This is a genomic window from Streptomyces sp. NPDC107562, from assembly GCF_055657325.1.
This window is the reverse complement of sequence record NZ_JBVKBE010000008.1, coordinates 1-25,469: the sequence shown is the minus strand read 5'-3', so window position 1 is coordinate 25,469 and position 25,469 is coordinate 1. Positions and strand designations below refer to the sequence as shown.

27 protein-coding genes are annotated in these 25,469 nt (G+C 71.8%); 14 read left to right on the top strand and 13 right to left on the bottom strand.

Annotation, left to right across the window (positions count from 1 at the left end; all coding sequences use genetic code 11):
* Nucleotides 1-6 precede the first annotated feature (6 nt).
* From ACZ7LV_RS22185 to ACZ7LV_RS22175, 3 genes are all read left to right on the top strand, one after another.
* Nucleotides 7-246: an SCO4848 family membrane protein gene (locus ACZ7LV_RS22185; protein WP_471941542.1), complete on the top strand. Its 240-nt coding sequence runs from the start codon at nt 7-9 to the stop codon at nt 244-246.
* Nucleotides 247-283: 37 nt separating this feature from the next.
* Nucleotides 284-1,615: a metallophosphoesterase gene (locus ACZ7LV_RS22180; RefSeq protein WP_471941540.1), complete on the top strand. Its 1,332-nt coding sequence runs from the start codon at nt 284-286 to the stop codon at nt 1,613-1,615.
* A gap of 526 nt (nt 1,616-2,141) precedes the next feature.
* Nucleotides 2,142-2,555 carry an ATP-binding protein gene (locus ACZ7LV_RS22175; protein ID WP_471941538.1) on the top strand — a complete coding sequence of 138 codons (414 nt, stop codon included), beginning with the start codon at nt 2,142-2,144 and terminating at the stop codon, nt 2,553-2,555.
* A gap of 43 nt (nt 2,556-2,598) precedes the next feature.
* Here the strand turns inward: ACZ7LV_RS22175 and ACZ7LV_RS22170 are convergent, their stop codons facing one another.
* Both ACZ7LV_RS22170 and ACZ7LV_RS22165 read right to left on the bottom strand, forming a co-directional pair.
* Nucleotides 2,599-4,065 carry a sensor histidine kinase gene (locus ACZ7LV_RS22170; protein ID WP_471941536.1) on the bottom strand — a complete coding sequence of 489 codons (1,467 nt, stop codon included), beginning with the start codon at nt 4,063-4,065 and terminating at the stop codon, nt 2,599-2,601.
* Complete coding sequence (locus tag ACZ7LV_RS22165; RefSeq protein WP_471941534.1) at nt 4,062-4,751, bottom strand: response regulator transcription factor; 690 nt, start codon at nt 4,749-4,751, stop codon at nt 4,062-4,064. The genes ACZ7LV_RS22170 and ACZ7LV_RS22165 overlap by 4 nt, the downstream gene beginning before the upstream one ends.
* Nucleotides 4,752-4,918: 167 nt before the next feature.
* Between ACZ7LV_RS22165 and ACZ7LV_RS22160 the strand changes: the two genes are divergently transcribed.
* Entirely contained in the window at nt 4,919-7,342 is a 2,424-nt protein-coding gene (locus tag ACZ7LV_RS22160; protein WP_471941946.1) for an MMPL family transporter, read from the top strand.
* On the opposite strand, the gene ACZ7LV_RS22155 is transcribed toward ACZ7LV_RS22160, so the two are convergent.
* The 5 genes from ACZ7LV_RS22155 to ACZ7LV_RS22135 all read right to left on the bottom strand — a co-directional run bounded on the left by ACZ7LV_RS22155 (nt 7,314) and on the right by ACZ7LV_RS22135 (nt 10,315).
* Nucleotides 7,314-7,931, bottom strand: a complete 618-nt coding sequence (locus ACZ7LV_RS22155) for a Uma2 family endonuclease (RefSeq protein ID WP_471941532.1) — start codon at nt 7,929-7,931, stop codon at nt 7,314-7,316. The two genes, ACZ7LV_RS22160 and ACZ7LV_RS22155, sit on opposite strands and share 29 nt — an antisense overlap.
* A gap of 91 nt (nt 7,932-8,022) precedes the next feature.
* Nucleotides 8,023-8,793 carry a TetR/AcrR family transcriptional regulator gene (locus ACZ7LV_RS22150; protein ID WP_471941530.1) on the bottom strand — a complete coding sequence of 257 codons (771 nt, stop codon included), beginning with the start codon at nt 8,791-8,793 and terminating at the stop codon, nt 8,023-8,025.
* Nucleotides 8,794-8,802: 9 nt separating this feature from the next.
* A complete protein-coding gene (locus tag ACZ7LV_RS22145) occupies nt 8,803-9,282 on the bottom strand; it encodes a thiol-disulfide oxidoreductase DCC family protein (RefSeq protein WP_471941944.1) in 480 nt (159 codons plus the stop codon).
* A 104-nt stretch (nt 9,283-9,386) separates the two neighbouring features.
* Complete coding sequence (locus tag ACZ7LV_RS22140; protein ID WP_471941528.1) at nt 9,387-9,794, bottom strand: hypothetical protein; 408 nt, start codon at nt 9,792-9,794, stop codon at nt 9,387-9,389.
* Nucleotides 9,795-9,904: 110 nt separating this feature from the next.
* Entirely contained in the window at nt 9,905-10,315 is a 411-nt protein-coding gene (locus ACZ7LV_RS22135) for a VOC family protein (RefSeq protein WP_471941526.1), read from the bottom strand.
* 68 nt (nt 10,316-10,383) lie between these two features.
* On the opposite strand from ACZ7LV_RS22135, the gene ACZ7LV_RS22130 reads away from it, so the two are divergent.
* Both ACZ7LV_RS22130 and ACZ7LV_RS22125 read left to right on the top strand, forming a co-directional pair.
* The gene (locus ACZ7LV_RS22130; protein ID WP_471941524.1) at nt 10,384-10,776 is read left to right on the top strand and encodes a hypothetical protein; all 393 of its coding nucleotides are present in this window, start codon (nt 10,384-10,386) and stop codon (nt 10,774-10,776) included.
* The gene (locus ACZ7LV_RS22125) at nt 10,776-13,262 is read left to right on the top strand and encodes a DUF4132 domain-containing protein (protein ID WP_471941522.1); all 2,487 of its coding nucleotides are present in this window, start codon (nt 10,776-10,778) and stop codon (nt 13,260-13,262) included. The genes ACZ7LV_RS22130 and ACZ7LV_RS22125 overlap by 1 nt, the downstream gene beginning before the upstream one ends.
* Before the next feature lie 63 nt (nt 13,263-13,325).
* Here the strand turns inward: ACZ7LV_RS22125 and ACZ7LV_RS22120 are convergent, their stop codons facing one another.
* The 5 genes from ACZ7LV_RS22120 to ACZ7LV_RS22100 all read right to left on the bottom strand — a co-directional run bounded on the left by ACZ7LV_RS22120 (nt 13,326) and on the right by ACZ7LV_RS22100 (nt 17,457).
* On the bottom strand, nt 13,326-14,087 hold the full coding sequence (locus tag ACZ7LV_RS22120) for a succinate dehydrogenase iron-sulfur subunit (protein WP_471941520.1): 762 nt from the start codon (nt 14,085-14,087) through the stop codon (nt 13,326-13,328).
* Complete coding sequence (gene sdhA, locus ACZ7LV_RS22115) at nt 14,087-15,841, bottom strand: succinate dehydrogenase flavoprotein subunit (protein ID WP_471941518.1); 1,755 nt, start codon at nt 15,839-15,841, stop codon at nt 14,087-14,089. Before sdhA ends, ACZ7LV_RS22120 begins: the two co-directional genes overlap by 1 nt.
* Nucleotides 15,842-15,863: 22 nt before the next feature.
* Entirely contained in the window at nt 15,864-16,346 is a 483-nt protein-coding gene (locus ACZ7LV_RS22110) for a succinate dehydrogenase hydrophobic membrane anchor subunit (protein WP_401680119.1), read from the bottom strand.
* Between the two features lie 5 nt (nt 16,347-16,351).
* Nucleotides 16,352-16,732, bottom strand: coding sequence for a succinate dehydrogenase, cytochrome b556 subunit (gene sdhC, locus ACZ7LV_RS22105; RefSeq protein WP_471941516.1), 381 nt, complete (start codon nt 16,730-16,732; stop codon nt 16,352-16,354).
* A gap of 200 nt (nt 16,733-16,932) precedes the next feature.
* Nucleotides 16,933-17,457 (bottom strand): 2-oxo-4-hydroxy-4-carboxy-5-ureidoimidazoline decarboxylase, encoded by a 525-nt coding sequence (locus ACZ7LV_RS22100; protein ID WP_471941942.1) that lies wholly within the window; start codon nt 17,455-17,457, stop codon nt 16,933-16,935.
* A 206-nt stretch (nt 17,458-17,663) separates the two neighbouring features.
* Here ACZ7LV_RS22100 and ACZ7LV_RS22095 point away from each other — a divergent pair, with 206 nt between their 5' ends.
* The 7 genes from ACZ7LV_RS22095 (at nt 17,664) to ACZ7LV_RS22065 (ending at nt 23,845) form a co-directional block, all read left to right on the top strand.
* Nucleotides 17,664-19,274: a beta-N-acetylhexosaminidase gene (locus tag ACZ7LV_RS22095; protein ID WP_471941514.1), complete on the top strand. Its 1,611-nt coding sequence runs from the start codon at nt 17,664-17,666 to the stop codon at nt 19,272-19,274.
* Nucleotides 19,275-19,461: 187 nt separating this feature from the next.
* Nucleotides 19,462-20,070, top strand: coding sequence for a hypothetical protein (locus tag ACZ7LV_RS22090; RefSeq protein ID WP_471941512.1), 609 nt, complete (start codon nt 19,462-19,464; stop codon nt 20,068-20,070).
* Nucleotides 20,071-20,334: 264 nt separating this feature from the next.
* Entirely contained in the window at nt 20,335-20,736 is a 402-nt protein-coding gene (locus ACZ7LV_RS22085) for a hypothetical protein (protein WP_471941510.1), read from the top strand.
* 162 nt (nt 20,737-20,898) lie between these two features.
* A complete protein-coding gene (locus ACZ7LV_RS22080; RefSeq protein WP_471941508.1) occupies nt 20,899-21,513 on the top strand; it encodes an RNA polymerase sigma factor in 615 nt (204 codons plus the stop codon).
* On the top strand, nt 21,510-21,716 hold the full coding sequence (locus tag ACZ7LV_RS22075; protein WP_471941506.1) for a hypothetical protein: 207 nt from the start codon (nt 21,510-21,512) through the stop codon (nt 21,714-21,716). Before ACZ7LV_RS22080 ends, ACZ7LV_RS22075 begins: the two co-directional genes overlap by 4 nt.
* A 351-nt stretch (nt 21,717-22,067) precedes the next feature.
* On the top strand, nt 22,068-22,736 hold the full coding sequence (locus tag ACZ7LV_RS22070; RefSeq protein WP_471941504.1) for an RNA polymerase sigma factor: 669 nt from the start codon (nt 22,068-22,070) through the stop codon (nt 22,734-22,736).
* Entirely contained in the window at nt 22,736-23,845 is a 1,110-nt protein-coding gene (locus tag ACZ7LV_RS22065) for a hypothetical protein (protein ID WP_471941502.1), read from the top strand. Before ACZ7LV_RS22070 ends, ACZ7LV_RS22065 begins: the two co-directional genes overlap by 1 nt.
* Nucleotides 23,846-23,989: 144 nt before the next feature.
* Here ACZ7LV_RS22065 and ACZ7LV_RS22060 read toward each other — a convergent pair whose 3' ends face one another.
* Nucleotides 23,990-24,823: a L,D-transpeptidase family protein gene (locus tag ACZ7LV_RS22060; RefSeq protein WP_471941500.1), complete on the bottom strand. Its 834-nt coding sequence runs from the start codon at nt 24,821-24,823 to the stop codon at nt 23,990-23,992.
* 128 nt (nt 24,824-24,951) lie between these two features.
* Here ACZ7LV_RS22060 and ACZ7LV_RS22055 point away from each other — a divergent pair.
* Nucleotides 24,952-25,469: methylmalonyl-CoA mutase family protein (locus tag ACZ7LV_RS22055; RefSeq protein WP_471941498.1), on the top strand; the 518-nt coding region annotated here is incomplete at its 3' end.

The window sequence follows — 25,469 nt, the reverse complement described above, 5'->3', positions numbered from 1 at the left end:
GAACGCATGAGACTCAGCCGCCCGATCTCCTGGTTCCTGCTCGCCTTCGGGGTGTGGAGCTGGGTCATCTGGGTCACTTTCGTCAACAACCTGATCAAGGACAGCAGCGGGCTGGCTTTCGAGGACGGTCGACCGACGGCGTACTTCTGGGTGCATCTGACGCTCGCCGTCGTCTCCCTCGTATTGGGGACGGTCGTCGGGGTCATCGGGTTGCGCGGAGTGCGCGCACTGCGCCGCAAGTCATAGCAATCCGCAGGACCTTGGCCAAGGAGAGAACAACGGAATGGTGATCGTCTTCCTGCTCGTCGTGGTGAGCGTCATCGTCGGGGCGAACTGGTACGTGTGGCGCCGCCTGTTCCGCGACACCATCCGGACCCCGGGCGGACGCCGGGCGGGTGCGGTGGTACTCGCGGGCGGGTGGGCGCTCGCGATCGGCGCACTGGTGGCCGAACGCGCCGGCGCGCCCTTCTGGCTCCAGCGCACCCTCGCGTGGCCGGGCTTCCTGTGGCTGGCGCTCTCGATCTATCTGCTGCTCGGCGTGGTGGCCGGTGAGGTCGTACGACCGCTGCTCCGGCGTCTGCTGGAGCGCCGGGACGCGCGTCGGGGGCCGGCCGACGCCGGAGTGGCCCGCCCGGCGCCGCGGCCCGAGCCGATACCGGCAGGCGCGCCGCCCCAGGAGGCCGTGTCGCAGGAGCCGCCCGCCGGGCCCGTCCCCGACGAGCCGTCCACGGAGGGCGCCGGCCCGGAGACCGGGACGACCGCCTCCGGCGAGGAACCGGCGCACCCCGGCCCCTCCCGCCGGCTGTTCGTCTCCCGTGTCGTCGCGGGTGCCGCCGCCGCGGCGGCCGTCGGCACGGTCGGTGTCGGTACCTACGGCGTCCTCGACGGACCTGGCGTCAAGCGCGTCACCGTTCCGCTGGCCAAGCTCCCGCGCGCGGCACACGGTTTCCGGATCGCCGTGGTCAGTGACGTCCACCTGGGCCCGGTGCTCGGCCGGGGCTTCGCCCAGAAGGTCGTGGACACGATCAACAGCACCCAGCCGGACCTGATCGCGGTCGTCGGTGACCTCGTCGACGGCAGCGTGAAGGACCTGGGCCCCGCGGCCGCGCCCCTGGCCCAGCTGCGCGCCCGGCACGGTACGTACTTCGTCACCGGCAACCACGAGTACTTCTCCGGCGCCGAGCAGTGGATCGAGCAGGTGCGGCGGCTGGGCATGCGCCCGCTGGAGAACGCGCGGACGGAACTGCCCTGGTTCGACCTGGCGGGCGTCAACGACGTCGCGGGCGAGAGCGAGGGACAGGGGCCCGACTTCGCCCGTGCGCTCGGCGACCGCGACACCACGCGCGCGTGCGTGCTCCTCGCCCATCAGCCGGTCCAGATCCACGAGGCCGTCGAGCACCACGTGGACCTCCAGCTCTCCGGCCACACCCACGGCGGTCAGCTCTGGCCCGGCAACCTCGTCGCGGCGGCCGCGAACCCGACCCTGGCGGGCCTGGAGCGCTACGGCGACACCCAGTTGTACGTCAGCCGCGGCGCCGGCGCCTGGGGACCGCCCACGCGCGTGGGTGCCCCCTCCGACATCACGGTGATCGAGCTGGCGTCGGCCCAGGCGTAGGCCGCCCGGCGGCGACGGCCGGGCCCTTCCGTGCGGGAATGCGTCCACCGCGCATTCCCGCACAGCCACTCCCTCGTGAACAGCGTGTGAAACCCCCCGGAAGCAAACACCCGACAAGTTCGCCCCCCTCTCGACCAAGTCGCCTTCCGCACCGGAAGCACCCCGTGATGGAGTGGCGGTGCCATGGGGAAGTGGCACCTGGGGCCTTGGGGAGGGCACCGATGCGATCGGTTCGCACGCGGAGCGCCGCGACATCGACGGTGAGCGCCGCGACATCGACGGTGCTCGGGGCCGTTTCGGCGGCCGGCTCCCCGCCGCACGCCATCCGTGGCCACCCGTGCCTCACCGACGGCGCCCGGGTGCCGTGCCTGTGGCGGCTCACCCGGATCTGACGCCCGCCCGGCCCGCGGCGGCGAACGGACGCCGTTGCGCGGCTTCGACAGTCACCGGATCCGCCCAAGTGATGCCGGACAGCCCTCGGACACAGCACCATGTGTCGCAGGTGTGTACGGGGTGAGGAGTGAACGTGGTGAGACGCTACGCCTTCCGGCTGCCCCGGCACCCGGCCTCCGTCGGTCTCGCCCGTCGCCGGGTGCGGGACCATCTGACCGACTGGGGGCTCGGCGCCGGGAGCCCGGCGCTGGCCGACGCCGTGCTGCTGGTGTCCGAGCTCGCCACCAACGTCGTACGCCACGGGCCGTTGACGGAGGCCGAGTTCGAGATAGCGGTGACCGCTCTCGCCGACGGCTCCTGCCTCATCGAGGTCTCCGACGAGGGTGCCCGCATGCCCCGCCTGCGGACCGTCGACGACGACCAGGAGGCCGGCCGGGGCCTGCACCTCGTGGAGCACGTCGCCACCGCGTGGGGCGTCTGGAGCAGGGGCACCCACGGCAAGACGGTGTGGGCGCTGGTGCACTCTGAGGCACAGGGCCCGGCGTAGGCCCCCGCGCGGCTCTACTCGTCACAGGCGCGCCGCTTCCGCCCTATGCCCCCACCCGGGCCCGCACCGGCAGCGTCACCGTTACCGCGAGCCCCTCGCCCGGCGCCGTACGCACCCCCACCTCGCCCCCGTGCGCGTCGACCACACCCTGCACGATCGCCATCCCCAGCCCGCTGCCCGCGCCGCCTCCGGTGCGGAAGAAGCGGTCGAAGATGCGGCCCGCGTCGTCCGCGTCCAGCCCCGGCCCGTCGTCGGCGACACACAGCCGCACGGCCCCGTCGTCCGCCCGCTCCACCCCGAGCCGCACCGGCACGTCGGCGGGCGTGTGGATGCGCACGTTGGTCACCAGGTTGCCGAGGACCTGCCGCAGCCCCGACTCGTCGGCGTGCACCAGCACCGAGCCCTCCGCCCGGACGGATATCGGCCGCTCCGGCTGCTGCACACGCAGGTCCTCGGCCGCGTCGCGCACCAGGCGGCTCACGTCGACGTCACGGAACCGCAGTTGGGGTTCCTGGTCGAGGCGGGCGAGCGTGAGCAGTTCGTCGACGAGCCGGCCCATGCGGTCGGCCTCCGCGAGCACCCGCTCCCACGCGCGCTTGCGTTCCGCCGGGTCCCGCAGCATGCCTTTGTCGTAGAGCTGGAGGTAGCCGCGTATCGCGGACAGCGGGGTGCGCAGTTCGTGCGAGGCGTCCGCGACGAAGCGGCGCAGCTGGGCGGCGCTGTGCTCACGGGTGCGGTAGGCCGACTCCACCTGGTGGAGCATGGAGTTGAGGGCGAGCCGCAGCTGCTCGACCTCCAGGGTGGGCTCGCGGCTGGAGGGCACGCGCCGGGTCAGGTCGCCCTCCGCGATGGCCGTGGACGTCTCGACCATGTCCTCCAGCGGCTGGGTGCGGCGCCGCACGCTGAACATCGTCAGCCAGGCCAGCATGGCCGTCAGCAGGATGCCGGCCGCGATGTCGAGCTTCAGGGCCCGGGTGACCACCTCCCTGAGGGACTCGGTCGAGGCGGCGAGCAGCACGGTCGTGCCGTCGGCGAGCTGCCCGGCGGTGACGCGGTAGTGGCCGCCCCGCATCTGCAGGTCGTGCGGCTCGGTGTCGGCGGCGAGGGCCGCCGGGTCGTCCACGGCGTCGGCCAGGGCCCGCTGGATGCCGGTCGGGGCGATGCCGCCGATCGTCCGGGCCCGCCCGTCGCGGTCGACGGCCACGAAGAGCGAGCCCTGCACCAGGGAGTCGGTGTCGTCGCCGGAGGCCTCCGCTCCCATCTTTTCGCTCAGGGCGAACAGCGCGGTCAGGGAGTCGACCTGCTCGAAGGTCAGCGGGGTCTCCCCGATCGAGTCCCGGGACACCATCAGCTCCCGGTCGACGGCGTCGAGCAGGTAGAGCCGCATGCCCATCACGCTGACGCAGGTCGCGACGACGACGCCGAGGGCCAGCAGCAGCACGTTCGCCATGGTCAGCTTGCCGCGCAGGGAGCGTGGGCCGCGCGCGCGACGCCCCTTCGGCCACCTCATGCCAGTCCGTAGCCGACACCGCGCCGGGTGGTGATCACGGGCGGTCCCAGGGCGTCCAGCTTGCGCCGCAGATAGCTGATGTAGGTCTCCACGACGGTCGACTCGGACGGCGCGTGCTCGTACTGCCAGACGTGCCGCAGGAGTTGCTCCTTGGGCACGATCCGGCCGCCGTTGCGCACCAGGAAGCGCAGCAGCGCGTACTCGGTGGGGGTCAGCTCGACCGACTTGCCCGCGCGGTGCACCCGGTACGTCGTCTCGTCCAGCTCCAGGTCGCCGTAGCGCAGGGGCGGGCGCTGCGGCAGGACGTCGGCGGGCCGGGTGCGGCGCAGCACCGCGGTGACCCGGGCGACCACCTCGTCGATGTTGAAGGGTTTGGTGATGTAGTCGTCGCCGAAGCCGAGGGCGCCGACGATCTCCGCGGGCGAGTCGCGCGCGGTGAGGAAGACCAGCGCCAGGTCGGGCCGCCGCGCGCGCAGTTCGCGGCCGAGCGCCCGGCCGTCGCCGTCCGGGAGCATGACGTCGAGCAGCGCCGCGTCGGGCCGGGTGCGCTCGGCCAGGGCGAGCGCCTCGCGGACGGTGCCCGCGGTCATGACCTCGAAACGGTGGTAGCGCAGGGCGATCGCGAGGACGTCGGCGATGCTCACCTCGTCCTCCACGACCAGCACGGTGCCGGGAGCCGTCGTCATGTCCCCAGTATCGGCGCGGCCACCGACAACGGGGCCCGGGATCGCTTTGGAGTTCCTTGAGAGTCATGGCCGCGTCGTGTCCCCACCCGCGCGCCGCCGCCAATCCTGTTGCCCAGGACCTGGGGGACCGACCGACTTGCGACGAAGGAGCGTAGAGCGTGGCGACATTGGCACGCTGGTGCTATCGACACCGGCTGGTGGTCCTGGTGCTGTGGGTGGGGGCGTTGTTCGGCCTGGGTGTCACGGCGACGACGGCGGGAACGGACTACGCGAACGTCTTCTCCCTGCCCGACACCGACTCGAAGCGCGCGTACGACCTGATGGAGAAGGCCTTCCCGGAGAGCGCCGGCGACACCGGCACGGTGGTGTGGAAGGTCGACGAGGGCTCGGTCCGGGACGAGGGGGTACGGTCCCGGATCGAGCCCGCGCTGGCGAGCATCGGCGCGATGGACGGCGTCGGCGAGGTCACCGGCCCCTACGCCGGTGAGCGGGGCGCGACACAGATCAGCCGGGACGGGCGGATCGCGTACGCCCAGGTGACCTTCACCGAGCAGGCGAACGCCGTCCCGATGGAGCTGATCGAGGACGTCGTGGACACCGCGCGGGCGGCGCAACGCGACGGACTCCAGGTCGAGCTGGGCGGGCAGGCGATCGCGCGCACCCAGGAGCCGCCCACCGGCACGGCCGAACTGGTCGGCATCGGGGCGGCGGCGATCGTGCTGTTCCTGGCGTTCGGCTCGCTGTTCGCGATGCTGCTGCCGATCGTCGTGGCGGTCTTCGGCGTCGGCACCGGCATGCTCTCGACGATGCTGCTCAGCCATGCCACGAACGTGCCCGACGTGGCGCCGCTGCTCGGCTCGCTGATCGGTCTCGGGGTCGGCATCGACTACGCGCTGTTCATCGTGACCCGCCACCGGCGCGGCATCCTGCGCGGGACCAAGCCCGAGGAGGCGGCCGTCACCGCCCTCAACACCTCCGGCCGCGCGGTGCTGTTCGCCGGTGGCACGGTCTGCATCGCGCTGGCGGGCATGCTGGTGATGAACCTGCGCTTCCTGGACGGTGTGGTCGTCGCGACCTCCCTCACCGTCGTGTTCAGCGTCCTCGCGGCCGTCACGCTGCTGCCCGCGCTGCTCGGTCTGCTCGGCATGCGGGTGCTCAGCCGCCGCCAGCGTGCCCGGCTGGCCCACGCGGGGCCGGAGCCGGAGGAGGCGAGCGGCCTCGCGGCTCGCTGGTCGGCCTACGTCCAGCGGCGTCCGCGCACGATTGCGGCGCTCGCGCTGGCGGTCATGGTGGTGCTGTCCCTGCCCGTGCTGTCCATCCGGCTGGGCGCCACCGACCAGGGCAACCACCAGGAGACGCAGACCACCCGGCAGGCCTACGACCTGCTCGCCGAGGGCTTCGGGCCCGGCTTCAACGGGCCGCTCCAGGTCGTGGTGGACGGCGCGGCACCCGACGCGCTGGTGTCGCGCATCGAGTCGGCCGACGGTGTCGCCCAGGTGGCGGCGCTGCCGCCCGCGAACGACGTCACGGTGATCCAGGTGGTGCCGACGACCTCACCGCAGTCCGAGGAGACCGACCGGCTGATCGACGTGCTGCGCGACGAGGTGATCCCGGCGTCCGGCGCCGAGGCCCATGTGGGTGGCGTGACGGCGGTCTTCAAGGACTTCGCGTCGGTGACCGGCGACCGGCTGCCGTACTTCGTCGCGACGATCATCGCGCTCGGTTTCCTGCTGTTGCTGGTGGCCTTCCGCTCGCTGGTGGTGCCGCTGACGGCGGCACTGATGAACCTGATCGCCGCGGCCGCGTCCTTCGGCGTCCTGGTGGCGATCTTCCAGTGGGGCTGGGGCACGGAGTTGCTCGGCATCGGCAAGGAGGGCCCGATCACGGCGTTCCTGCCGGTCATCATGTTGTCGCTGCTGTTCGGCCTGTCGATGGACTACCAGGTGTTCCTGGTGAGCCGGATGCACGAGGAGTGGGTGCACACCAAGGACAACGCGCGCGCGGTGCGTGTCGGCCTCGCGGAGACCAGCCGCGTCATCAACTGCGCGGCACTGATCATGATCTGTGTCTTCTCCGCGTTCGTGCTGAGCGGCGACATGGAGGGCGCGATGGCCGGCATCGGCCTGGCGGCGGCGGTGGCGCTCGACGCGTTCATCCTGCGCACGGCGCTGGTGCCGGCTGCGATGCACCTGCTGGGCAACTCCAACTGGTGGCTGCCGCCGGGGCTGGAGAAGCGGCTGCCGCACCTGGCGGTGGAGCCGCGGGAGGAGGAGCCCGCCCACGAGACGAGCGGTCCCGCCTCCGTCGTCCACGGCTTCATCCGTACGGCGGACGGCGAGCCCGTCCCTGACGCCGCGGTGACCCTGCTGTCGCGCGGCGGACGCCGGCTGGACCGGGTGACGTCGCTGGCGGACGGTTCGTACATCGTGGCCGTACCGGGGCCGGGGACGTATCTGCTGACGGTGACGGCGGCGACGCACCCCTCACGCGAGGGTCAGGTGGCGGTCGGTGAGGGGCCGTCGGTGTATGACGTGGAGCTGGCGGAGGGGGAGGTGGACGCCGTCAGTCAGCCTTCCGCTGCCCGGCCTTGATGATCTGCTCCACATCGAGGGTGACCTCGGCGCCGATCGTCTCGGGCAGCGAGACGGTCTCGCCGGGGGCATGTACACGGTGGCTGACGTACGCGCTTCCGGCCGGCTCGGTGAGCACGTGCAGGCGCTGGTGCTTGCGATCGACGACGACGTAGACCGGCACCTTGGCCTCGGCGTAGGCGGCGACCTTGGTCTTCAGGTCGTCCCGCCAGTTGCCGGAAGTGACCTCCAGAACGAGGCGGAAGCAGACTGGGTCGTAGGCGTTGTTCTCGACAAGGTGGTCGTAGATGTCGGCATCCACTACGACGAGATCCGGGATGGCATAGTCCTCGGCGCCGGTGGGCAGCCAGAGGCCGACGTTCTGGACGACCTTGCTTTCCTCGCCGTGCATTCCGGCGGCGAGGAAAGGGACCATGATGTCTGTCAGAACAACGGCGTGCGGGGCATCCGGTGATGGGGTCACGAGGAGGTGGCCGCCGATGATCTCGACGCGGTAGCCCGGATGGCGCTCCATGATCTCGTCGGCGATGGCCGTGAGCGAGAACGGCTCGTCGTCGTCGAAGGGCTGCTCGACGGATGCAGCGGACATCGCGTGCCTCCTAGGGGCTGGTGTCGAGAGCATCATCGTAGGCCGGTGAGGACCCGAACGTCCCGATCGTGGCGCTTCACCCGATCGTGGATCAGCCCGCCCGGCCCTTGCCTCCCGGATCCGGCAGCGCCTTGGTCATCCCGGGCAGGAAGTCCGTGAACAGCTCGTGGACCTCCAGCACCAGCGGCCTGAGCACCCGGAAGCGGGCCAGGGAGACGCCACGGGCGGTGAGGCGGGCGCCCCGTTCGGCCAGGCGGTAGCTGCGCTCCCGCCCCTCCGTGCGGTCGAAGATCCAGTACAGGACGAGGCCCATCTGGGAGAGCCACATCAGCTCCGGAAGGATGTCGCGCAGCTCCGGCGCCACCTTGGTCCTCGAACCCGACAGCACCTCCCGGTGGACGCTGATGGCCTCCTCGCGCGCGTGCTCCGACTCCGGGGAGAACGGGCTGAGCGGGCTGTCCGGGTCGGCGGCGTTCTTGAAGAACTGCACCGCGAACTCGTGGTACGGCATCGCCACGTCCAGCCAGGCCTTCAGGACGCCGGCGAGCCGTGACTCCAGATCGGTCTCCCGCTCCAGCACGTCCCGGACCGCCGCCTGGTGCTCGGCGGCGACCCGGTCGTAGAAGCCCTGGATGAGGTGCTCCTTGCCGGCGAAGTAGTAGTACGCGTTGCCGACGGAGACCCCCGCCTCCTGCGCGATGGCCCGCATGGTGGTCTTGTCGTACCCGCGCTCCCGGAACAGCCGCATCGCGGTCTCCAGGATCAGTGCGCGGGTCTGCTCGGACTTGGTCTGCTCGGCCTTGGCAGGCGTGTCGCCGCCCGCGCCGGGGCGGTCGTTCGGGCTGTCGTTGTTCGCGGGCACGAAGAGAGCCTAGTCAGTGGGACAGGCGCCGTCCGCGCACCCCTTGGGGAGATACACCCAGCCCAGGGACGGTTCGTACGTCCACCCCTCGGCGCGCCGGTACGCCTGTCCGCCCCCCTGCCCGCCACGCCACTTCGCGGCGGCCAGTGCCGCCCCTTTGGCGAGGCGTATCCCCGCCGGCGTGCTCAGGCGATGGGCCAGCGGGCGGTGCTCGCGCAGCGCCCACAGGGTGACGATCCACGCGGCGGCGCCCCGGTAGACCTGCCCGCCGTCACCGACGACGGTGATGTCGTCGAGGGTCGTGCCGTGGTCGAGGCCGGGAAGGCGCCGCCGCGCCTCGGCGGAACCGGCGGGCACCAGGTCCAGCGGCACCAGCTGCCGCTGTCGTGCCAGCCAGTCGCGCAGGAAGGCGCACAGCGCGCAGTTGGCGTCGTACAGCACGGTCAGCCGGCGAACCGGGGCACGCACCGCGCCCCGGCTCACCACCACCGCCGCAGCGGCGTCGCTGCCGCCCCGACCCCCGTCCGGGGCGGCAGCACCGTCACCGCGGCCGAGCCGCGGTGCGCGGCCCCCCTGCGCGGTCCCCACGGTGCTCATGCCCCGGCCGCCGGAGCGGCCCAGCCCTGGGGCGCGACCGGCGGCTGCTGCTCACGCTCCATGACGCCGCGCCGCCGGATCCGGTTGAGCACGTACACGTTGCCCAGGTGCATCACCCCGAGCACCAGCAGCACCACACCGAGCTTGGTCGACAGCGCCTCGAAGACGCCGCGTGTGTCGCGGATGGTCTCGTCGCCGCTCAGGTACAGCGCGACGAAGCCGAGGTTGACCAGGTAGAAGCCGACCACCAAGAGATGGTTGACGGCATCGGCGAGCTTCTCGTTGCCGTGCAGCACGTCGGCCAGGAAGACCCGCCCGTTCCGGCTGAGCGTGCGGGCCACCCAGATGGTCAGGCAGATGCTGACGACCAGATAGATGACGTAGGCGACGACCGTGCGATCCATGTCCCCCACCCTTTCTTGAACGCGTTCAAAACGCTGACAGGGATGACTGTAGCCCTGTTTTTGAACGTGTTCAAGTGGGGGTGGAGGGCCTGGTGCCGACGGGGCCCGCGTCAGGAGATCCGGCCCAACTCCGGCCGTTTGCTGTAGTCCGTGAACCCGACGACGTTCCCCCAGGGGTCGGCGATCTCGACCGTCCAGCCGGTGACCACGGGGGAGGGGGCGTCGAGCAGCGCGATGCCCGCGGCGGTCAGCGACTCCGCCGCCACCCGCGCGTCCGGCACCTCCACCCACACGCGCGGGGACGGCCACGGCGGTGGCCGGTGCCCGAACTCCTCCTCCTCGCGCAGCAGGAGCCCGGGCGTCTCACCCCCGACCCTCAGCAACGCGATCCCCGCCTCGTCGATCCGGAACCCCGTCGTGAAACCGGCCCGCTCGTAGAATCCGACGGCCTCGCCGAGGTCCCCGACGGGCAGCAGCACGTTGTCGAAACCGAGCAGCTCGTACGACTCGTCATCTGACATGCCGTCAGCGTAGGTCGGCGAGCGTCCGAACCCCGGCATTGTCAGTGGTGGCCCTTACCGTCGTCGTCATGGCAATCGTGACGTTCGTCGACGAGACGACGACGGGGGACAGGGGCGCGGGCTGGGAGCTCGAGGTCGCCGAGGAGCGGCTCACCGTGGGTGAGTTGATCAGGCGCCGGGTGTTCCAGGAGGTCGCCGAGTACAACGCGCGCACACCGGGCGTGTTCCGTGGCCTCGTGCAGCCCTCGGACACCGAACGGGTGCTGAACGGGTACGCGTTGCGCACCCCCCGGCGCATAGACCCCGAGGCGCAGACCGCGCTGGCGCTGAAGGCCTTCGCGGGCAACGGCTTCGTGATCCTCGTGGGCGACCGCCAGGTCACGGACGTGGACGCGGAGATCGAGCTGACGTTCGGCACCGAGGTCACCTTCCTCAAGCTCGTCCCCCTGGTCGGTGGCTGATGATCACATCGACCGCCGAGTACGCCGACCAGGTCAGGAGCGTCCTGGACCTGATCGCCGCCGGGGACGCCGAGGGGGCCGTGCCCCGGCTCCTCGCCCTCGCCGAGACGATCGACGACCACTGGAGCGGGGAGGGCCGCAAGGTCGTCACCGCCGTGCGGGACGCGCCCCCGCACTTCAAGGCGGCACTGCTGCACTGCCTGGCCGTCCGGTACCACGAGCTGGAGGAGAGCGCGCCCGTCCGCCGCCGCGTCGTGCACCTGGTCGACTGGATCCAGGGCGAGGGCCTGTTCGACGGACAGCCACGCGACACCCGCGCCGCGCTGATCCGGCTCGCCGCCGAGCGGGAGATGCACTACCACACCGAGCACCTGGTGCGTCTCGCGGAGCTGGAGCTGGCCGAGGGCCGTGACCTCCCCGGCGAGTTCGTCGCCGTCGTCCGCCGCTCCCAGCTCATGCTCTGGAACGGCTCCCAGCAACTCGGACCCCTGGTGAAGCGCATGACCCACCCCGTCCTGAACCCCGGAGAGGCCTGGTCCGACCAGGCGCTCGCGGACATCTCCGGCCTCGACGAGGTCTGGCAGCGGCTGCTCGCCCACTCCGCCACCGCCACCGCCGCCCGCCCCTCGGCGAAGTGGGAGCGCACGGCACGGTCCCTGATCGACGCCGTCGGACCCGAGGCCCTGCGGCAGCGGGCGCTGCCCTGGCTGAGCCTGGTGGGGCGGCCGCGCACCCACGCGCTGGTGTCCACGTACTACGGCCCGAACCCCAACGACACCCTGGACCCCTACAACGCCAACGCACTGCGCGGACTGACCTGGCTGCTGGCCCTGCTGCCCGCCCACGCCGGGACCGCGCGCACCCTCGGCACCCTGGTGGAAACCTGCCTGAAGAAGGTCCAGGGGCTCGGCCCGCGCAACCCCAAGGTCGCCAACGCCGCCGTCAACGCCCTCGCCCGCCTCGACGGCGAGGCCGCCCTCGCCGAACTGGCACGGCTCACCACCCGTGTCACCTACAAGGGCACGCTCAAGCTGCTCGACACCGCGCTCGACACCCGGGCGCAGGCGCTCGGCCTCGGCCGCGACGAGATCGAGGAGCTCGCCGTCCCCGCGTACGGCCTCACCGCCGTCGGCCACGCCCGGTACACGTTCGGCGAGGCCACCGCCGAACTGCGCGTCGACGGTCCCCGTGCGGTGCTGAACTGGCGGAACGCGGCGGGCAAGCTCGTCAAGGCCGTCCCCGCCGCCGTGCGGCGCGACCACGCCGACGAGCTGAAGGAACTCAAGGCGGCGGTCAAGGACATCGACAAGATGCTCACGGCCCAGAGCGAGCGGCTCGACCGGCAGTTCCTCGCCCGGCGGACCTGGTCCTACGCCACCTGGCGCGAGCGCTACCTCGACCATCCCCTCGTCGGCACGCTCGCCCGCCGTCTGCTGTGGACCGTCGACGGCGCCACCGTCGGCTTCGCGGACGGCGCCCCGCGCACCCTCACCGACGACCCCGTCACCGAGGGCGCCGAGGTCGCGCTCTGGCACCCCGTGGACCACGAGCCGGCCCACGTCGTCGCCTGGCGGGACTGGCTGGAACGGCACCGGATCACCCAGCCGTTCAAGCAGGCCCATCGCGAGGTGTACCTGCTCACGGACGCCGAGCGTGCGACCGGCACGTACTCGAACCGGTTCGCGGCGCACATCCTGCGCCAGCACCAGTTCCACTCACTCGCCGCGATCCGCGGTTGGCGCAACAAGCTCCGCCTGTGCGTCGACGACGAGGCCCCGCCGGCCACCCGCGAACTGCGGCAGTGGGGCCTGCGCGCCGAGTACTGGATCGAGGGTGAGGGCGAGGACTACGGCGTCGACACCACCGAGTCCGGCAGCTACCTCCGGCTGCGCACCGACCAGGTCCGCTTCTACCCGATCGACGCCCCGGAGAACTCGGCGCACTGCTACGGCGGCGAGTACCGCATGTGGCTGCGTGACGGCGCCGACCCGGTCGGCCCGCTCCCCCTCGCCGACATCCCGCCCCTCGTGCTGTCCGAAGTCCTGCGGGACGTCGACCTGTTCGTCGGTGTCGCCAGTGTCGGCAACGACCCGACCTGGCAGGACGGCGGCCCGGACGGCCGCTTCCGCGAGTACTGGACGTCGTACGGCTTCGGAGAGCTGGGCCAGAGCGCCGAGACGCGCCGCGCGCTGCTCGAACGCCTGATACCGAGGCTCGCGATAGCCGACCGCTGCACGCTGGAGGGCCGGTTCCTCCAGGTGAAGGGCGAGCGCCACACGTACAGGATCCACCTGGGCTCGGGCAACATCCTCAGGAGTCCGAACGACCAGTACCTGTGCATCGTCCCCAAGTCGGCCGCGGGCACCGCGCAGTCCGGCTACCTGCCCTACGAGGGCGACCGCATGCTGGCGGTCGTCCTCAGCAAGGCGATGATGCTGGCGGACGACACCAAGATCACCGATCCGACCATCCTGAGCCAGCTGTAGACGCGCGAGGGCCCCGCGTCCGGTGCCTCACCGGAAACGGGGCCCTCGCGAAAGAGGCGGAGATCAGAAGCGGCGCGTGATCAGCGCCCGCTTCACCTCCTGGATCGCCTTGGTGACCTCGATACCGCGAGGGCAGGCGTCCGTGCAGTTGAACGTCGTACGGCAGCGCCACACGCCGTCACGGTCGTTGAGGATCTCCAGGCGCTGCTCACCGGCCTCGTCGCGCGAGTCGAAGATGAACCGGTGGGCGTTGACGATCGCCGCGGGGCCGAAGTACTGGCCGTCGTTCCAGAACACCGGGCACGAGGAGGTGCACGCCGCGCACAGGATGCACTTCGTCGTGTCGTCGAAGCGCTCGCGGTCCTCGGCGGACTGCAGGCGCTCACGCGTCGGCTCGTTGGTCTCCTTCGTGATCAGGAAGGGCATCACGTCGCGGTACGCCTGGAAGAACGGGTCCATGTCGACGATCAGGTCCTTGAGGACCGTCAGGCCCTTGATGGGCTCGACCGTGATCGGCTTCTCGGGGTTGATGTCCTTGATCAGCGTCTTGCAGGCAAGGCGGTTCTTGCCGTTGATCCGCATGGCGTCCGAGCCGCAGATGCCGTGCGCGCAGGAGCGGCGGAACGTCAGGGTGCCGTCCAGATCCCACTTGATCTTGTGCAGACCGTCGAGGACGCGCTCCTTGGGGTCGATCTCCAGCTGGAAGTCTTCCCAGGTCGCGTCCGCCGAGACCTCCGGGTTGAACCGGCGGACCCGGAAGGTGACGGTGATGTACGGGGAGGCCGCGGACTGCGCCTCGGCCTTGTCCAGAACGGGTGTAGCCATCAGTACTTACGCTCCATCGGCTGGTAGCGGGTCTGGACGACCGGCTTGTAGTCGAGACGGATGGATTCGGTGCCGTCGGCGCCGACCTCGCGGTACGCCATGGTGTGGCGCATGAAGTTGACGTCGTCGCGGTTGGGGTAGTCCTCGCGGTAGTGACCGCCGCGGGACTCCTTGCGGGCCAGCGCGGAGACCGCCATGACCTCGGCCAGGTCGAGCAGGTTGCCCAGCTCGATGGCCTCCAGCAGGTCCGTGTTGAACCGCTTGCCCTTGTCCTGGATCGCCACGTTCCTGTAGCGCTCGCGCAGCTCGGCGATCTTCTCGACGGCCGTCTTGATCGTCTGCTCGGTGCGGAACACCATGACGTTCGCGTCCATGGTCTCCTGCAGCTCCCGCCGCAGGGTCGCCACCCGCTCGTTGCCCGTCGACGTCCGCAGCCGCTCGATCTGCTCCAGGACGAGGGACTCCGGGGTCTCCGGCAGCTCGACGAAGGACGCCTTCTGCGAGTACTCCGCCGCCGAGATGCCGGCCCGCTTGCCGAACACGTTGATGTCCAGCAGCGAGTTGGTGCCGAGGCGGTTGGCGCCGTGCACGGAGACACAGGCGACCTCGCCTGCGGCGTACAGGCCCGGGACGACGGTGGTGTTGTCCGCCAGGACCTCACCCTCGACGTTGGTCGGGATGCCGCCCATCGCGTAGTGCGCCGTCGGCTGGATCGGGATCGGGTCCGTGTACGGCTCGATGCCCAGGTAGGTGCGCGCGAACTCGGTGATGTCCGGGAGCTTGGCGTCCAGCTGCTCCGGCGGCAGGTGGGTGAGGTCCAGGTAGACGTGGTCACCCTCGGGGCCGCAGCCGCGGCCCTCGCGGATCTCCGTGTAGATCGAGCGCGAGACGACGTCACGGGACGCGAGGTCCTTCATGACCGGCGCGTACTTCTCCATGAAGCGCTCGCCGTCCTTGTTGCGCAGGATGCCGCCCTCACCGCGGGCGCCCTCCGTCAGCAGGATGCCCATGCGCCAGATGCCGGTCGGGTGGAACTGGAAGAACTCCATGTCCTCCAGCGGCAGACCCCGGCGGTAGACGGCGGCCTGGCCGTCACCGGTCAGCGTGTGCGCGTTCGACGTCACCTTGAAGAACTTGCCGGTGCCTCCGGAGGCGTAGATCACTGCCTTCGCCTGGAAGATGTGGATCTCGCCGGTCGCCAGCTCGTACGCCACGACACCGGCCGAGTGCTTGACGCCGTCGACCTCGGTGATCAGCTGGTCCAGGACGTAGAACTCGTTGAAGAACTCCACGCCCTCCTTGACGCAGTTCTGGTACAGCGTCTGGAGGATCATGTGGCCGGTGCGGTCGGCCGCGTAGCAGGAGCGGCGTACCGGGGCCTCGCCGTGGTTGCGGCTGTGGCCGCCGAAGCGGCGCTGGTCGATCGTGCCGTTCGGGGTCCGGTTGAACGGCAGGCCCATCTTCTCCAGGTCGAGGACCGAGTCGATGGCCTCCTTCGCCAGGATCTCGGCGGCGTCCTGGTCGACCAGGTAGTCACCGCCCTTGACCGTGTCGAAGGTGTGCCACTCCCAGTTGTCCTCCTCCACGTTGGCCAGCGCGGCGGCCATGCCGCCCTGCGCGGCGCCCGTGTGGGAGCGGGTGGGGTAGAGCTTGGTCAGCACGGCGGTGCGGCTGCGCTTGGTCGACTCGATGGCCGCGCGCATGCCCGCGCCACCGGCGCCGACGATGACGGTGTCGTACTTGTGGATCTTCATCAGTGGTACCTCAGCCCCGTGCCTAGCGGATGTTCGGGTCGAAGGTGAAGATCACCAGCGTGCCCAGCAGGATCGTGAACACCGTTGCGGTGTACAGCAGGCCCTTCAGCCACAGGCGCGTGTTCGCGCGCTCCGCGTAGTCGTTGATGATCGTGCGCAGGCCGTTGGCGCCGTGCAGCATCGCGAGCCACAGCATCAGCAGGTCCCAGACCTGCCAGAACGGGGACGCCCAGCGGCCGGCCACGAAGGCGAAGCCGATCTTGGAGACGCCGCCGTCCAGCACGAGCTGGATCAGCAGGTGGCCGATGACCAGGACGACCAGCACGATGCCGGACAGCCGCATGAAGAGCCAGGCGGCCATCTCGAAGTTGCCGCGCGTGCTGCGCGGGGTCTTCCTGGTGCGCTGGCGGGGCGGCTCGATGAGCGGCGCGGGGTTGTCGACCGTGTAGACGGAGGCACCCTCGACGGGGCCGATACCGGAGGCGGTCTGCTCAGTGGTGGACATGCGCGTCAGCTCCCGAAGACTTCACGAGCGGCGTGGCCGAGGACGGGGTAGATCGCCCCGAGCATCAGCACGAGCCAGACGCCCATGACGGACCAGAGCATCTGCTTCTGGTAGCGCGGGCCCTTCGACCAGAAGTCGACGGCGATGACACGCAGGCCGTTGAGCGCGTGGAAGAGGATGGCGGCCACGAGGCCGTACTCCAGCACGGCGACGAGCGGCGTCTTGTAGGTGGCCACGACCTTGTCGTATGCCTCGGGGGAGACACGGACGAGAGCGGTGTCCAGCACGTGTACGAACAGGAAGAAGAAAATGAGGACGCCGGTGACTCGATGAGCCACCCAGGACCACATTCCTTCCCGGCCGCGGTACAGCGTTCCAGCCGGCACGGAAGAACCCTCCGGGAGCGGGGACTGGGGCCTGCCGGCTTCGGTGTCGGACGGGCCCGGCCGGGTACGGTCCACCGGCCCCCAGCATCGTAGCGACGCGCTGCCGCTCGGCTGAGCCCGGGTCTGGCGATGTGATCAAACTGGCAGTCGAACGGGCTATTCGGGTGGGCTGTTCCGTTATGTTCCGGACGGGCCCGCGTCTAGGTGCCGGACGGGCCCGCATCGTGGCTGGTCACACAGTCCCTCGCCCCTCTGAGCAGCTCCAGCAGCCGCCCCCTGGCCAGGTGGCGGAGTTCCTCCGCCGCCACGACCCGCTCCTCCTCGGGATCGTTGGTCAATCGTGATCGCACCGCGGCGAGCATCCGGTCGGGGATCTCGTCCGGATGTGTGCCGTCCAGGCAGATGACGAACACATGGCCGAATCGGGCCTCGTATGCCGCGTGGGCCGCGCCCAGCGCCGTGTGCGCGGCCGAGTACGCGTCCTCCGGAAGGGCCGGCAGCGACTCGGCCGACAGCGCTTCGGCCAGGTCGGCGGCGGTGAGGTCGTACGCGGCCTCGTCCGAGGCGGCGAGGAGGGCGGCCAGGTCGGGATAGGGGCGGTGGGCCGTGACGCGGTCCGCCCAGCGGAGGCTGTTCAGGCAGCCGAGGAGGGCCTGCCGGAGCGCCGCGGCGGGGGCGGCGTTGAAGTGCGCCAGGACGGGTGGCGGGCCGGTCCGCACCGGTATGGCGACTCGGCCGGGGAGGTCTGGGAGACGGTGCGCGGGCAGCGTGATTCCTCGTGGGCGTCGCGTGTGTCGGCAGGGGATGCTGTGGGAGATGTGCCGTCACGCTATCGAGAGTGTTCACGGCGTGTCCGAGCGATGCCTGAATTTCACCCGGACGGGAGAGTTTAAAGACGCGCGGTGGACGCTCCACGTCGTACGTTGGGGGAGTGAGCCAGCACAGGCGCCGGGCGCCGGCGCGTAGCGACATACGGACGCGGTGGCTGATCGTGGCGGTCGCCACCGCGGTGGTGCTCGTGAGTCTCGGTCTGGGGCTGTGGACCGGCAAGGGGGCACCGGAGGGCTCGCCCGCCGCGGCCGCGCCGACCCCCACCCCGACGCCCACCCGCTCCTACCCCCTGTCCACGGCTCCGCGCACGATCCCCGCCGTCCGTGAACACTCCCCGGCACGGGGTCCGGGCTGGCAGCCCGAGCAGGGCGGGCGGGTCGTGGTGGGCGCCGCCGGGCTGGCCGACGAGGGGCGGCTGATAGCCGGGGAGCTCGGTCTGACCTATGCGGGGGAGAAGGGCGACTCCCGGGCCGGTGACGTCCGGCTGTCGCTGAGCGGGGCCGACGGGGCGAACCCGGAGTCGTACACCATGACCGTCCGCGACGGGCGGGTCGCCATCAGCGGGGCCGGTGAGGCCGGGGTCTTCTACGGGACCCGCACGCTGAAGCAGACGGTGCACGACGGCGCCACGGCGCCGGAGGGGGTCGTGCGGGACGAGCCGGCCAAGGAGCGGCGGGGTCTGATGGTGGACATCGCCCGCAAGCACTTCACGGCCGGCTGGATCGAGGACCGGATACGCGAGCTGGGCGACCTCAAGTTCAACGAACTGGGGCTGCACTTCTCCGACGACCAGGGGTTCCGGATCGAGTCCGCCTCGCACCCCGAGATCGTCTCGGAGCAGCATCTGACCAAGGCGGAGGTCCGGCGGATCGTCCAGCTGGCCGAGAGCCGGCACATCAGCATCGTCCCGGAGATCGACTCTCCGGGGCACCTGGGCGCGGTGATCGCCGCGCACCCGGACCTGCAGCTGCGCAACGCGCAGGGCGTCGCGGCGACCGGGGCCGTGGACATCGCGAACCCCGAGGCCGGCAAGCTCGTCGACGAGCTGTTCAAGGAGTACGCCGGACTCTTCCCCGGTTCCCAGTGGCACCTCGGCGGCGACGAGTACCGGGCGCTCACCGTGTCCGACCCGCAGGCCTCCTACCCGCAGCTCGCCGCCGCCGCGCGCGAGGCGTACGGCCCCGGCGGCACCGTGGCCGACCTCGCCACCGGATGGCTCAACGACCGCGCCGCCGCGGTCCGGGCGCTCGACCGTACGCCGCGGGCGTGGAACGACGGCTTCTACACCGACGCCTCCGTGCAGCCCGACAAGGACATCGAGGTCGCGTACTGGACGGGCAAGGAGATCGGCGCGCGGCAGCCGGCGGAGTACCTGAGCGCGGGGCGCAAGGTCATCAACTACAACGACGAGTTCCTGTACTACGTGCTCGGTCAGCCGCAGACCTTCGTCTACCCGACCGGGCAGCGGATCTACGAGCAGTGGACGCCGCGGGTGCTGCGCGGGACGGAACCGGTCGCGGCGGGCTACGACGAGCAGATCCTCGGCGGCTCGTTCGCCGTGTGGTGCGACCTCGCGAACTCGCAGACGCAGGACCAGGTGGCCGCGGGGATCCGGATGCCGCTGCGGGCGACGGTCCAGAAGCTGTGGGACCCGCGCGAGCCGCAGCTCTCCTGGGCGGAGTTCGGCGCACTGGCCGACCGACTCGGCTGAGCACCTCGCCGGCCGGGGCGCCGGCCGGCGTGCTGGGCGCCGCTCTCGACCCCGTTGGCCGAAAACCTCTTCTTCCTGTTCCTTCAGCGACTGGGTGTCGTGCCGGTGTGACAGTACGGCAGTATGGCGCGCAGTTAGGGGAAGTGCGGGCTCCGTAAGGGATGGCGCCCCGGAACGGGAGGCGTGGATGAGCCTGGTGGAACTGATCGCGCAGGCCGACGAACGCGGGCTGACCGTGAGCGCGCTGGCTTGTTTGGACCGGTGCGTTCCGCTCCTCGGGGGTGATGACGAGGTCCTGCGCCCCTTGTGGGCGAACCTGGCGGACGACGGGGACACCGTCGAGTGGGGCGCGCTGCTGGACAAGGCGCGCGGGCAGTTGGGCGTCGCGGACGTCATGGACGCCGCCGACGTCGAGGACGAGGCCGCGCTGCTGGTCCGCCGGATGCTGGCCGCCGCCCCGGCCGTGCGGTCCGCCGACGAGGCCCGGGTGTGGGCCGACGGCTGCTCGGTGGCGGCGCTCCAGGTGCACCGCCTGCTCGACCCGGCGGAGGACGGCGCCGCATCCGCCGAAACGTTCCCGCAGATCCTTGGCGCCGTCCGGTCGGAGACGGGGCCCGTCGCGGACCGTACGGCCGCCATGTCGCCGCTCGTCGCCGCCGAACTGCGCCGCCAGATCACCGTCCTGGAACTCCTCACCGAGCACGGCACGACCGGTCTGCGCCGCGCCCTGGAGGTGTCGACGGAGGGCCGCAGGGTCCTGCGCGCGGTGGTCTCCCGCCGGGCGAGGAACGCCTGACACACACGCCGGCGGCTCCCCGGCTCGCCGCGCACCTCGACCTCGACGCAGGCATCGACGCAGGCATCGACGCGGGGCATCGACGCGGGCCGCACCCCCGGACCGGAGCCCCGGATCCGGGGTCGTAAACCCGGCCTCGCGCAAGGATCCTGTGACCGTCCTCGGGGTGCCGTGGGGCGGTCCTGCGCCGGTTGCGGGCAGGGGCCGAACCGGCGTGACGAATCGTCGTCGCGGGGCGCTTTACCCCATGTGACGACCCAGACTGTGACGACGACCCAAGCGGGGGCGACCCCGGAGAACAGGCCCTCGGCCGCGACGAAGCCGGTGCGCTGGGCCGCGGACGCGGTGGCGACGCTGCGGGAGGGGGCGCGGCTGCGGCTCGACTACTCCGCGCAGTCACTGTGGCGCGCCGACCGGCTGATCGACGAACTGCGCCGGGAGGGGACGCCGTACGCCGCCGCGGAACCCGTCCTGCGCGGACTCGGCGCCTACGCCGGTGAGGTGATCGCCCGTCAGGTGGGCGCCGAGTGGTGGGCGAGCGGCGGTGACCACTGGGTCCGCACGCCGGACGGCCGCCTCTTCGACCCCATCGACGAGGCGCGCCGCTGTTTCACCGGCGACGGTTCGCTGCGCCTGCTGTGCCGGGACGCGAGCGCCGGCGGGTGAGGGAGCCTCGCGGCGCCGGGTGACGCCGGGGACCGCGAGGGCTTCTGACGAGCTGTGACACTTCTGTGAGGCCTGACGCTGATGACCTTGGGGGCGTCGACACGGCCGGTTCGTGTCGCACGGTGCCGACTTCCTACGAACGCGGTGCGAACGAGGACGGTTGTGGGCCAGGGAGGGGAACCCCGTCGCGTGCAGGCGCACGACGGGGAATTGGGTGCCGCGGTCGCACGGGCGCAGGACGGCGACGAGCCCGCCTTCGCGGTCGCGTACCGGCTGGTGCAGCCGGGTCTGCTCGGCTATCTGCGCGGGCTGGTCGGCGACGACGCCGAGGACGTGGCGTCCGACGCCTGGCTGGAGATCGCCCGCGACCTCGGCCGGTTCCGGGGTGACGGGGCGGGCTTTCGCGGCTGGACCGCGACCATCGCCCGGCACCGGGCGCTGGACCATCTGCGCCGCACCCGGGCCCGGCCCCGGCCGGCCGCGCTCGAACCGGACGTCCTGGATCTGCCCGGTCCCCACAGCACGTACGACCAGGCCCTGGAGTCCATCACCACCGAGCGGGCCCTGGCCCTGGTCCGCGAACTGCCGCGCGACCAGGCGGAGGCCGTGCTGCTGCGGGTGGTCGTCGGTCTGGACGGCCCCGCCGCCGCCCGGGTGCTGGGCAAGCGGCCCGGCGCGGTGCGCACGGCCGCCTACCGCGGTCTTCGACGACTCGCCCGCCGCCTCGGCGCCGAGGACGGTCCGGGCGACGGCACCCAGGGTGCGGAGGAGTCGTGAGGAACGAGGAGCAGCGGGTCGGGCGAGCCCGGCGCGGCGGCCGGTTCGCGGCGCTGCTGGGTGCCGTCCTGCGGGACGCCGGGGTGGACGCGGAGGCCGAGCGGCGGGCGATGGCCGCGTTCCGCGCGGCCCGGGAAGCGGGCGCCCACCGGGCCCGTACGCGCCGCCGGGACGACTGGCGGGCGCGGGGCGCCGAGCGTTGAGGCCGGGGGGCGAGAGGGGGCCAAGGCAACGGCCGGGGCCGCCACCCCCCACAGGAGAGGCCCCGGCCGTCGCGCGGCACGGGCCGCGCGGCGGCCCGTACTTCCTTCAGCGTCATGACTGCGTTTTCTGTCACACCCCACTGCGTCACGAGTTAGTTGCATCGACGACTACCTGCATGGACGGGAGGCAGTTTCAAGACGTAACGTGCCTTTCGCGCCGGAGTGCGGGGGCGGGACGACCACCGCAACCGCAGCGGTCCTCGAACGGCGACCACTGAGGTGAGGAATCACGACGGCGAGATCCCGGTCCGTGCGAGCGGCGCCGGCTTGGCGCAAAGAAGGGCGCGCGCGGTGGGGGACGACGCGGAGCTGACGGCCGCGGTGCTCGCGGCACGGAGCGGGGACGAAAGCGCGTTCCGCACGGTGTATCGCGCGGTGCACCCACGTCTGCTGGGATACGTACGGACGTTGGTCGGCGATCCCGACGCCGAGGACGTGGCGTCCGAGGCCTGGCTGCAGATAGCCCGGGACCTGGAGCGGTTCAGCGGCGACGCGGACCGGTTCCGCGGGTGGGCCGCCCGGATCGCGCGCAACCGGGCCCTGGACCACATACGGATGCGTGGCCGGCGGCCCGCGATCGGTGGTGACGAGACCGAGTTGACCGGCCGGGCCGCAGAGTCCGACACGGCGGGCGAGGCCATCGAGGCCCTCGCCACCGACCACGCCCTCTCCCTGATCGCCCGGCTGCCGCAGGACCAGGCCGAGGCCGTGGTGCTGCGGGTGGTGGTGGGACTCGACGCGAACACCGCCGCGGAGACGCTCGGCAAACGGGCGGGTGCCGTGCGCACCGCCGCGCACCGGGGGCTGAGACGGCTCGCCGAGCTGCTCGGCGACCTCGGCGACGATCCGGAATCCGCCGGCGTGCTCGATGCCATGCCGCCCCAGCGAGAACCGCGCGGTCGCGCGTCGACGTCCGCGAGTGTGACGCCTACGCGCGCGCGGACGCAGAAGGACATGTGATGGCCGACGAGCAGCACAAGTGGCTGGACCGCGACACGGCGGAGCGTTTGCTGAGCGGGGAGCCACTGGACGCTGCCGACGACGCCACCCGCGAACAGGCCGACCGGCTCGCCCGCGCTCTCGGCGCACTGTCCGCGACACCCCCGCTGACCAGCGACGAACTCCCCGGTGAGGCCGCCGCGCTGGCCGCCTTCCGCAAGGTGCGGGCGGACCGCGACAGCGAGCGCGCCGCCTTTGACGCGCCGGGCGGTGTGCGGGCCTGCGACGCCGGACTGGTGCGCATCGGCGGCCGCGGGGGCGGCCGTACGCGTGCCGCCCGCCACCCGCGCAGGGGCCGCCCGCTGCGACTGGGGCTGGCCGCCGCGCTGGCCGTCGCGATGGTCGGAGGAGTGGCCGTCGCCGCCGGAACCGGAGCCCTGGACGCGCCGTTCCACGACGAGGACCCGCGCCCCGCCGCCTCCGTCTCGGCAGCCGAGCCGCCCGAGCTGCCGCTGGACCCGTCCGGGCCCACGGGAAGCGCACAGCCCGGCTCGCCCACCCCGGACGGGGCCACGGGCGGCCCCGCCGTCGGCGGCCCCGGCGCGTCCGGGGGCGACTCCCCGTCCGCCGGCCGGGACAGCGAAGAGCACCCGCGCGACGCCCGGGACCGGTGGAGGGTGCTCATCTCGGCCTGCCGCGACCTGTGGGAGGGCCGAAGCCCGGACCACGACGGCGAGCGTGCCCTGCGCAGGGCGGCGGGCGGCCCTTCGCGCATGCGGGCCTACTGCGACACCGTGCTGGGTGGCTTCGACGGCCGGCGGGACGAGGGCCGGGACAGGGACGCCGACGACCACTCGGACGGCAAGGGAGACGACGGCCCCACCAGGGGCGACGGTGACGGCAGGGACGACGGCGACGGTCGCGGCGACGGCGACGGTCGTGGCGACGGCGACGGCAGGGGTGACAGTGACGGTCGTGGCGACGGCGACGACGGAGGTGGCGGCGGCGGGCACGACGGGCCGGTGTCCGGCCGCGACGGCCTCGGCACCCGCACCTCCGCGTGGTCGCCGCCCCTCGTCCCTGACCTGCGTTTTCGTGAGCCCGTAGATATTTCTGTCCGAGGGGTGTGACGTTTCGGGCCGGCTCGGCGCAGTACAGAGTGAGCCGACTGGTCATCGGCTGTCGCACTGAGCCGGGGTTCCCCCCGTACCTACGGCTCGTGCACCTGAGCGCGGGCGGGACACGTTCCCCCGGTCCCGCCCGCGCCCCGAACCTCACCGGTGCACGACGACCCGGTCGCCGTTGCGCACCTCACCGAACAGCTGCGCGATCGCCGCCTCGTCCCGGACGTTGACGCAACCGTGCGAGGACCCGGCGTAGCCGCGGACGGCGAAGTCGGACGAGTAGTGCACGGCCTGCCCGCCGCTGAAGAACATCGCGTACGGCATCGGCGAGTCGTACAGCGTGGAGTGGTGGTCGCGGGACTTCCAGTACACCTGGAACTCGCCCTCCCGGGTCGGGGTGTACTCCGAGCCGAAGCGCACCGGCAGGGTCGTCACCGTGCGGCCGTCGACCATCCAGCGCAAGGTGCGGCTCGACTTGCTGATGCACAGCACCCGGCCGGTCATGCAGCGCGCGTCCGGCGCGCCGGCCGGCTGACCGCCCATCAGGTACAGGTCCCAGTGACCTGGCTCGCGGGTCATGCCCAGCAGCCGCTGCCAGGTGACCGTGTCCGTGGTGCCCGTGCGGGGCAGCCCGCGCTTGCCCTGGAAGCCGCGTACGGCCTGCTCGGTCAGATCGTCGTACGTCCCCGTCGGACCGTCGAACAACCACGCGACCTGCCGCAGTCGGGCCTGGAGTTCGCGCACGTCACGCCCGGTGTCGCCGGGGGACCAGAGCACCGGCGCGGGCGCCGGGGCCGGGGCGGCCGGCCGCTCGGGGGCCGGGGAGCGGGTGGTCGGCGGCGGCGCGGGCGCCGTACGGGTGATCTCGACATGGATCGGCCCGCGCGGCTTTCCGTCCGCGTCCACGGCCTGCGCGGTGCACCCGCACACCGCCGCCAGCGCCGCCAGCGCGGCCGCCGTCCTCCCCGTCAGTGCACTGCGCATGACCAGTCCCCGCCCTCTCACCGAAGTACGCCGGTGTCACCTGAGATGGTTCCCGCGCATGACGGGTCGCGAACGGCGCGGCATCGTGGTGGGCAAGGAGTGGTCACCGCACAGGGAAGGCACCCACGATGGCACGCGAGTCGGAGTCCGGACTGCCCGTCGAACCGGTCTACGGGCCGCGCGCCCTGGACGGCTGGGACCCGGCCGTGCGGCTGGGTGAGCCCGGTGGGTATCCCTTCACGCGGGGGGTCTACCCGTCGATGTACACGGGCCGTCCGTGGACGATGCGGCAGTATGCGGGGTTCGGTACGGCTGCGGAGTCCAATGCCCGTTACCGGCAGCTGATCGCGCACGGCACCACCGGTCTGTCGGTCGCCTTCGATCTGCCGACCCAGATGGGCCATGACTCGGACGCGCCGCTGGCGCACGGCGAGGTGGGCAAGGTCGGTGTGGCGGTCGACTCGGTCGAGGACATGCGGGTGCTGTTCGGCGGGATCCCGCTGGACCAGGTGTCGACGTCGATGACGATCAACGCGCCGGCGGCCCTGTTGCTGCTGCTGTACCAGCTGGTGGCGGAGGAGCAGGGGGTGCGGGCGGACCAGTTGACCGGGACGGTCCAGAACGACGTGCTGAAGGAGTACATCGC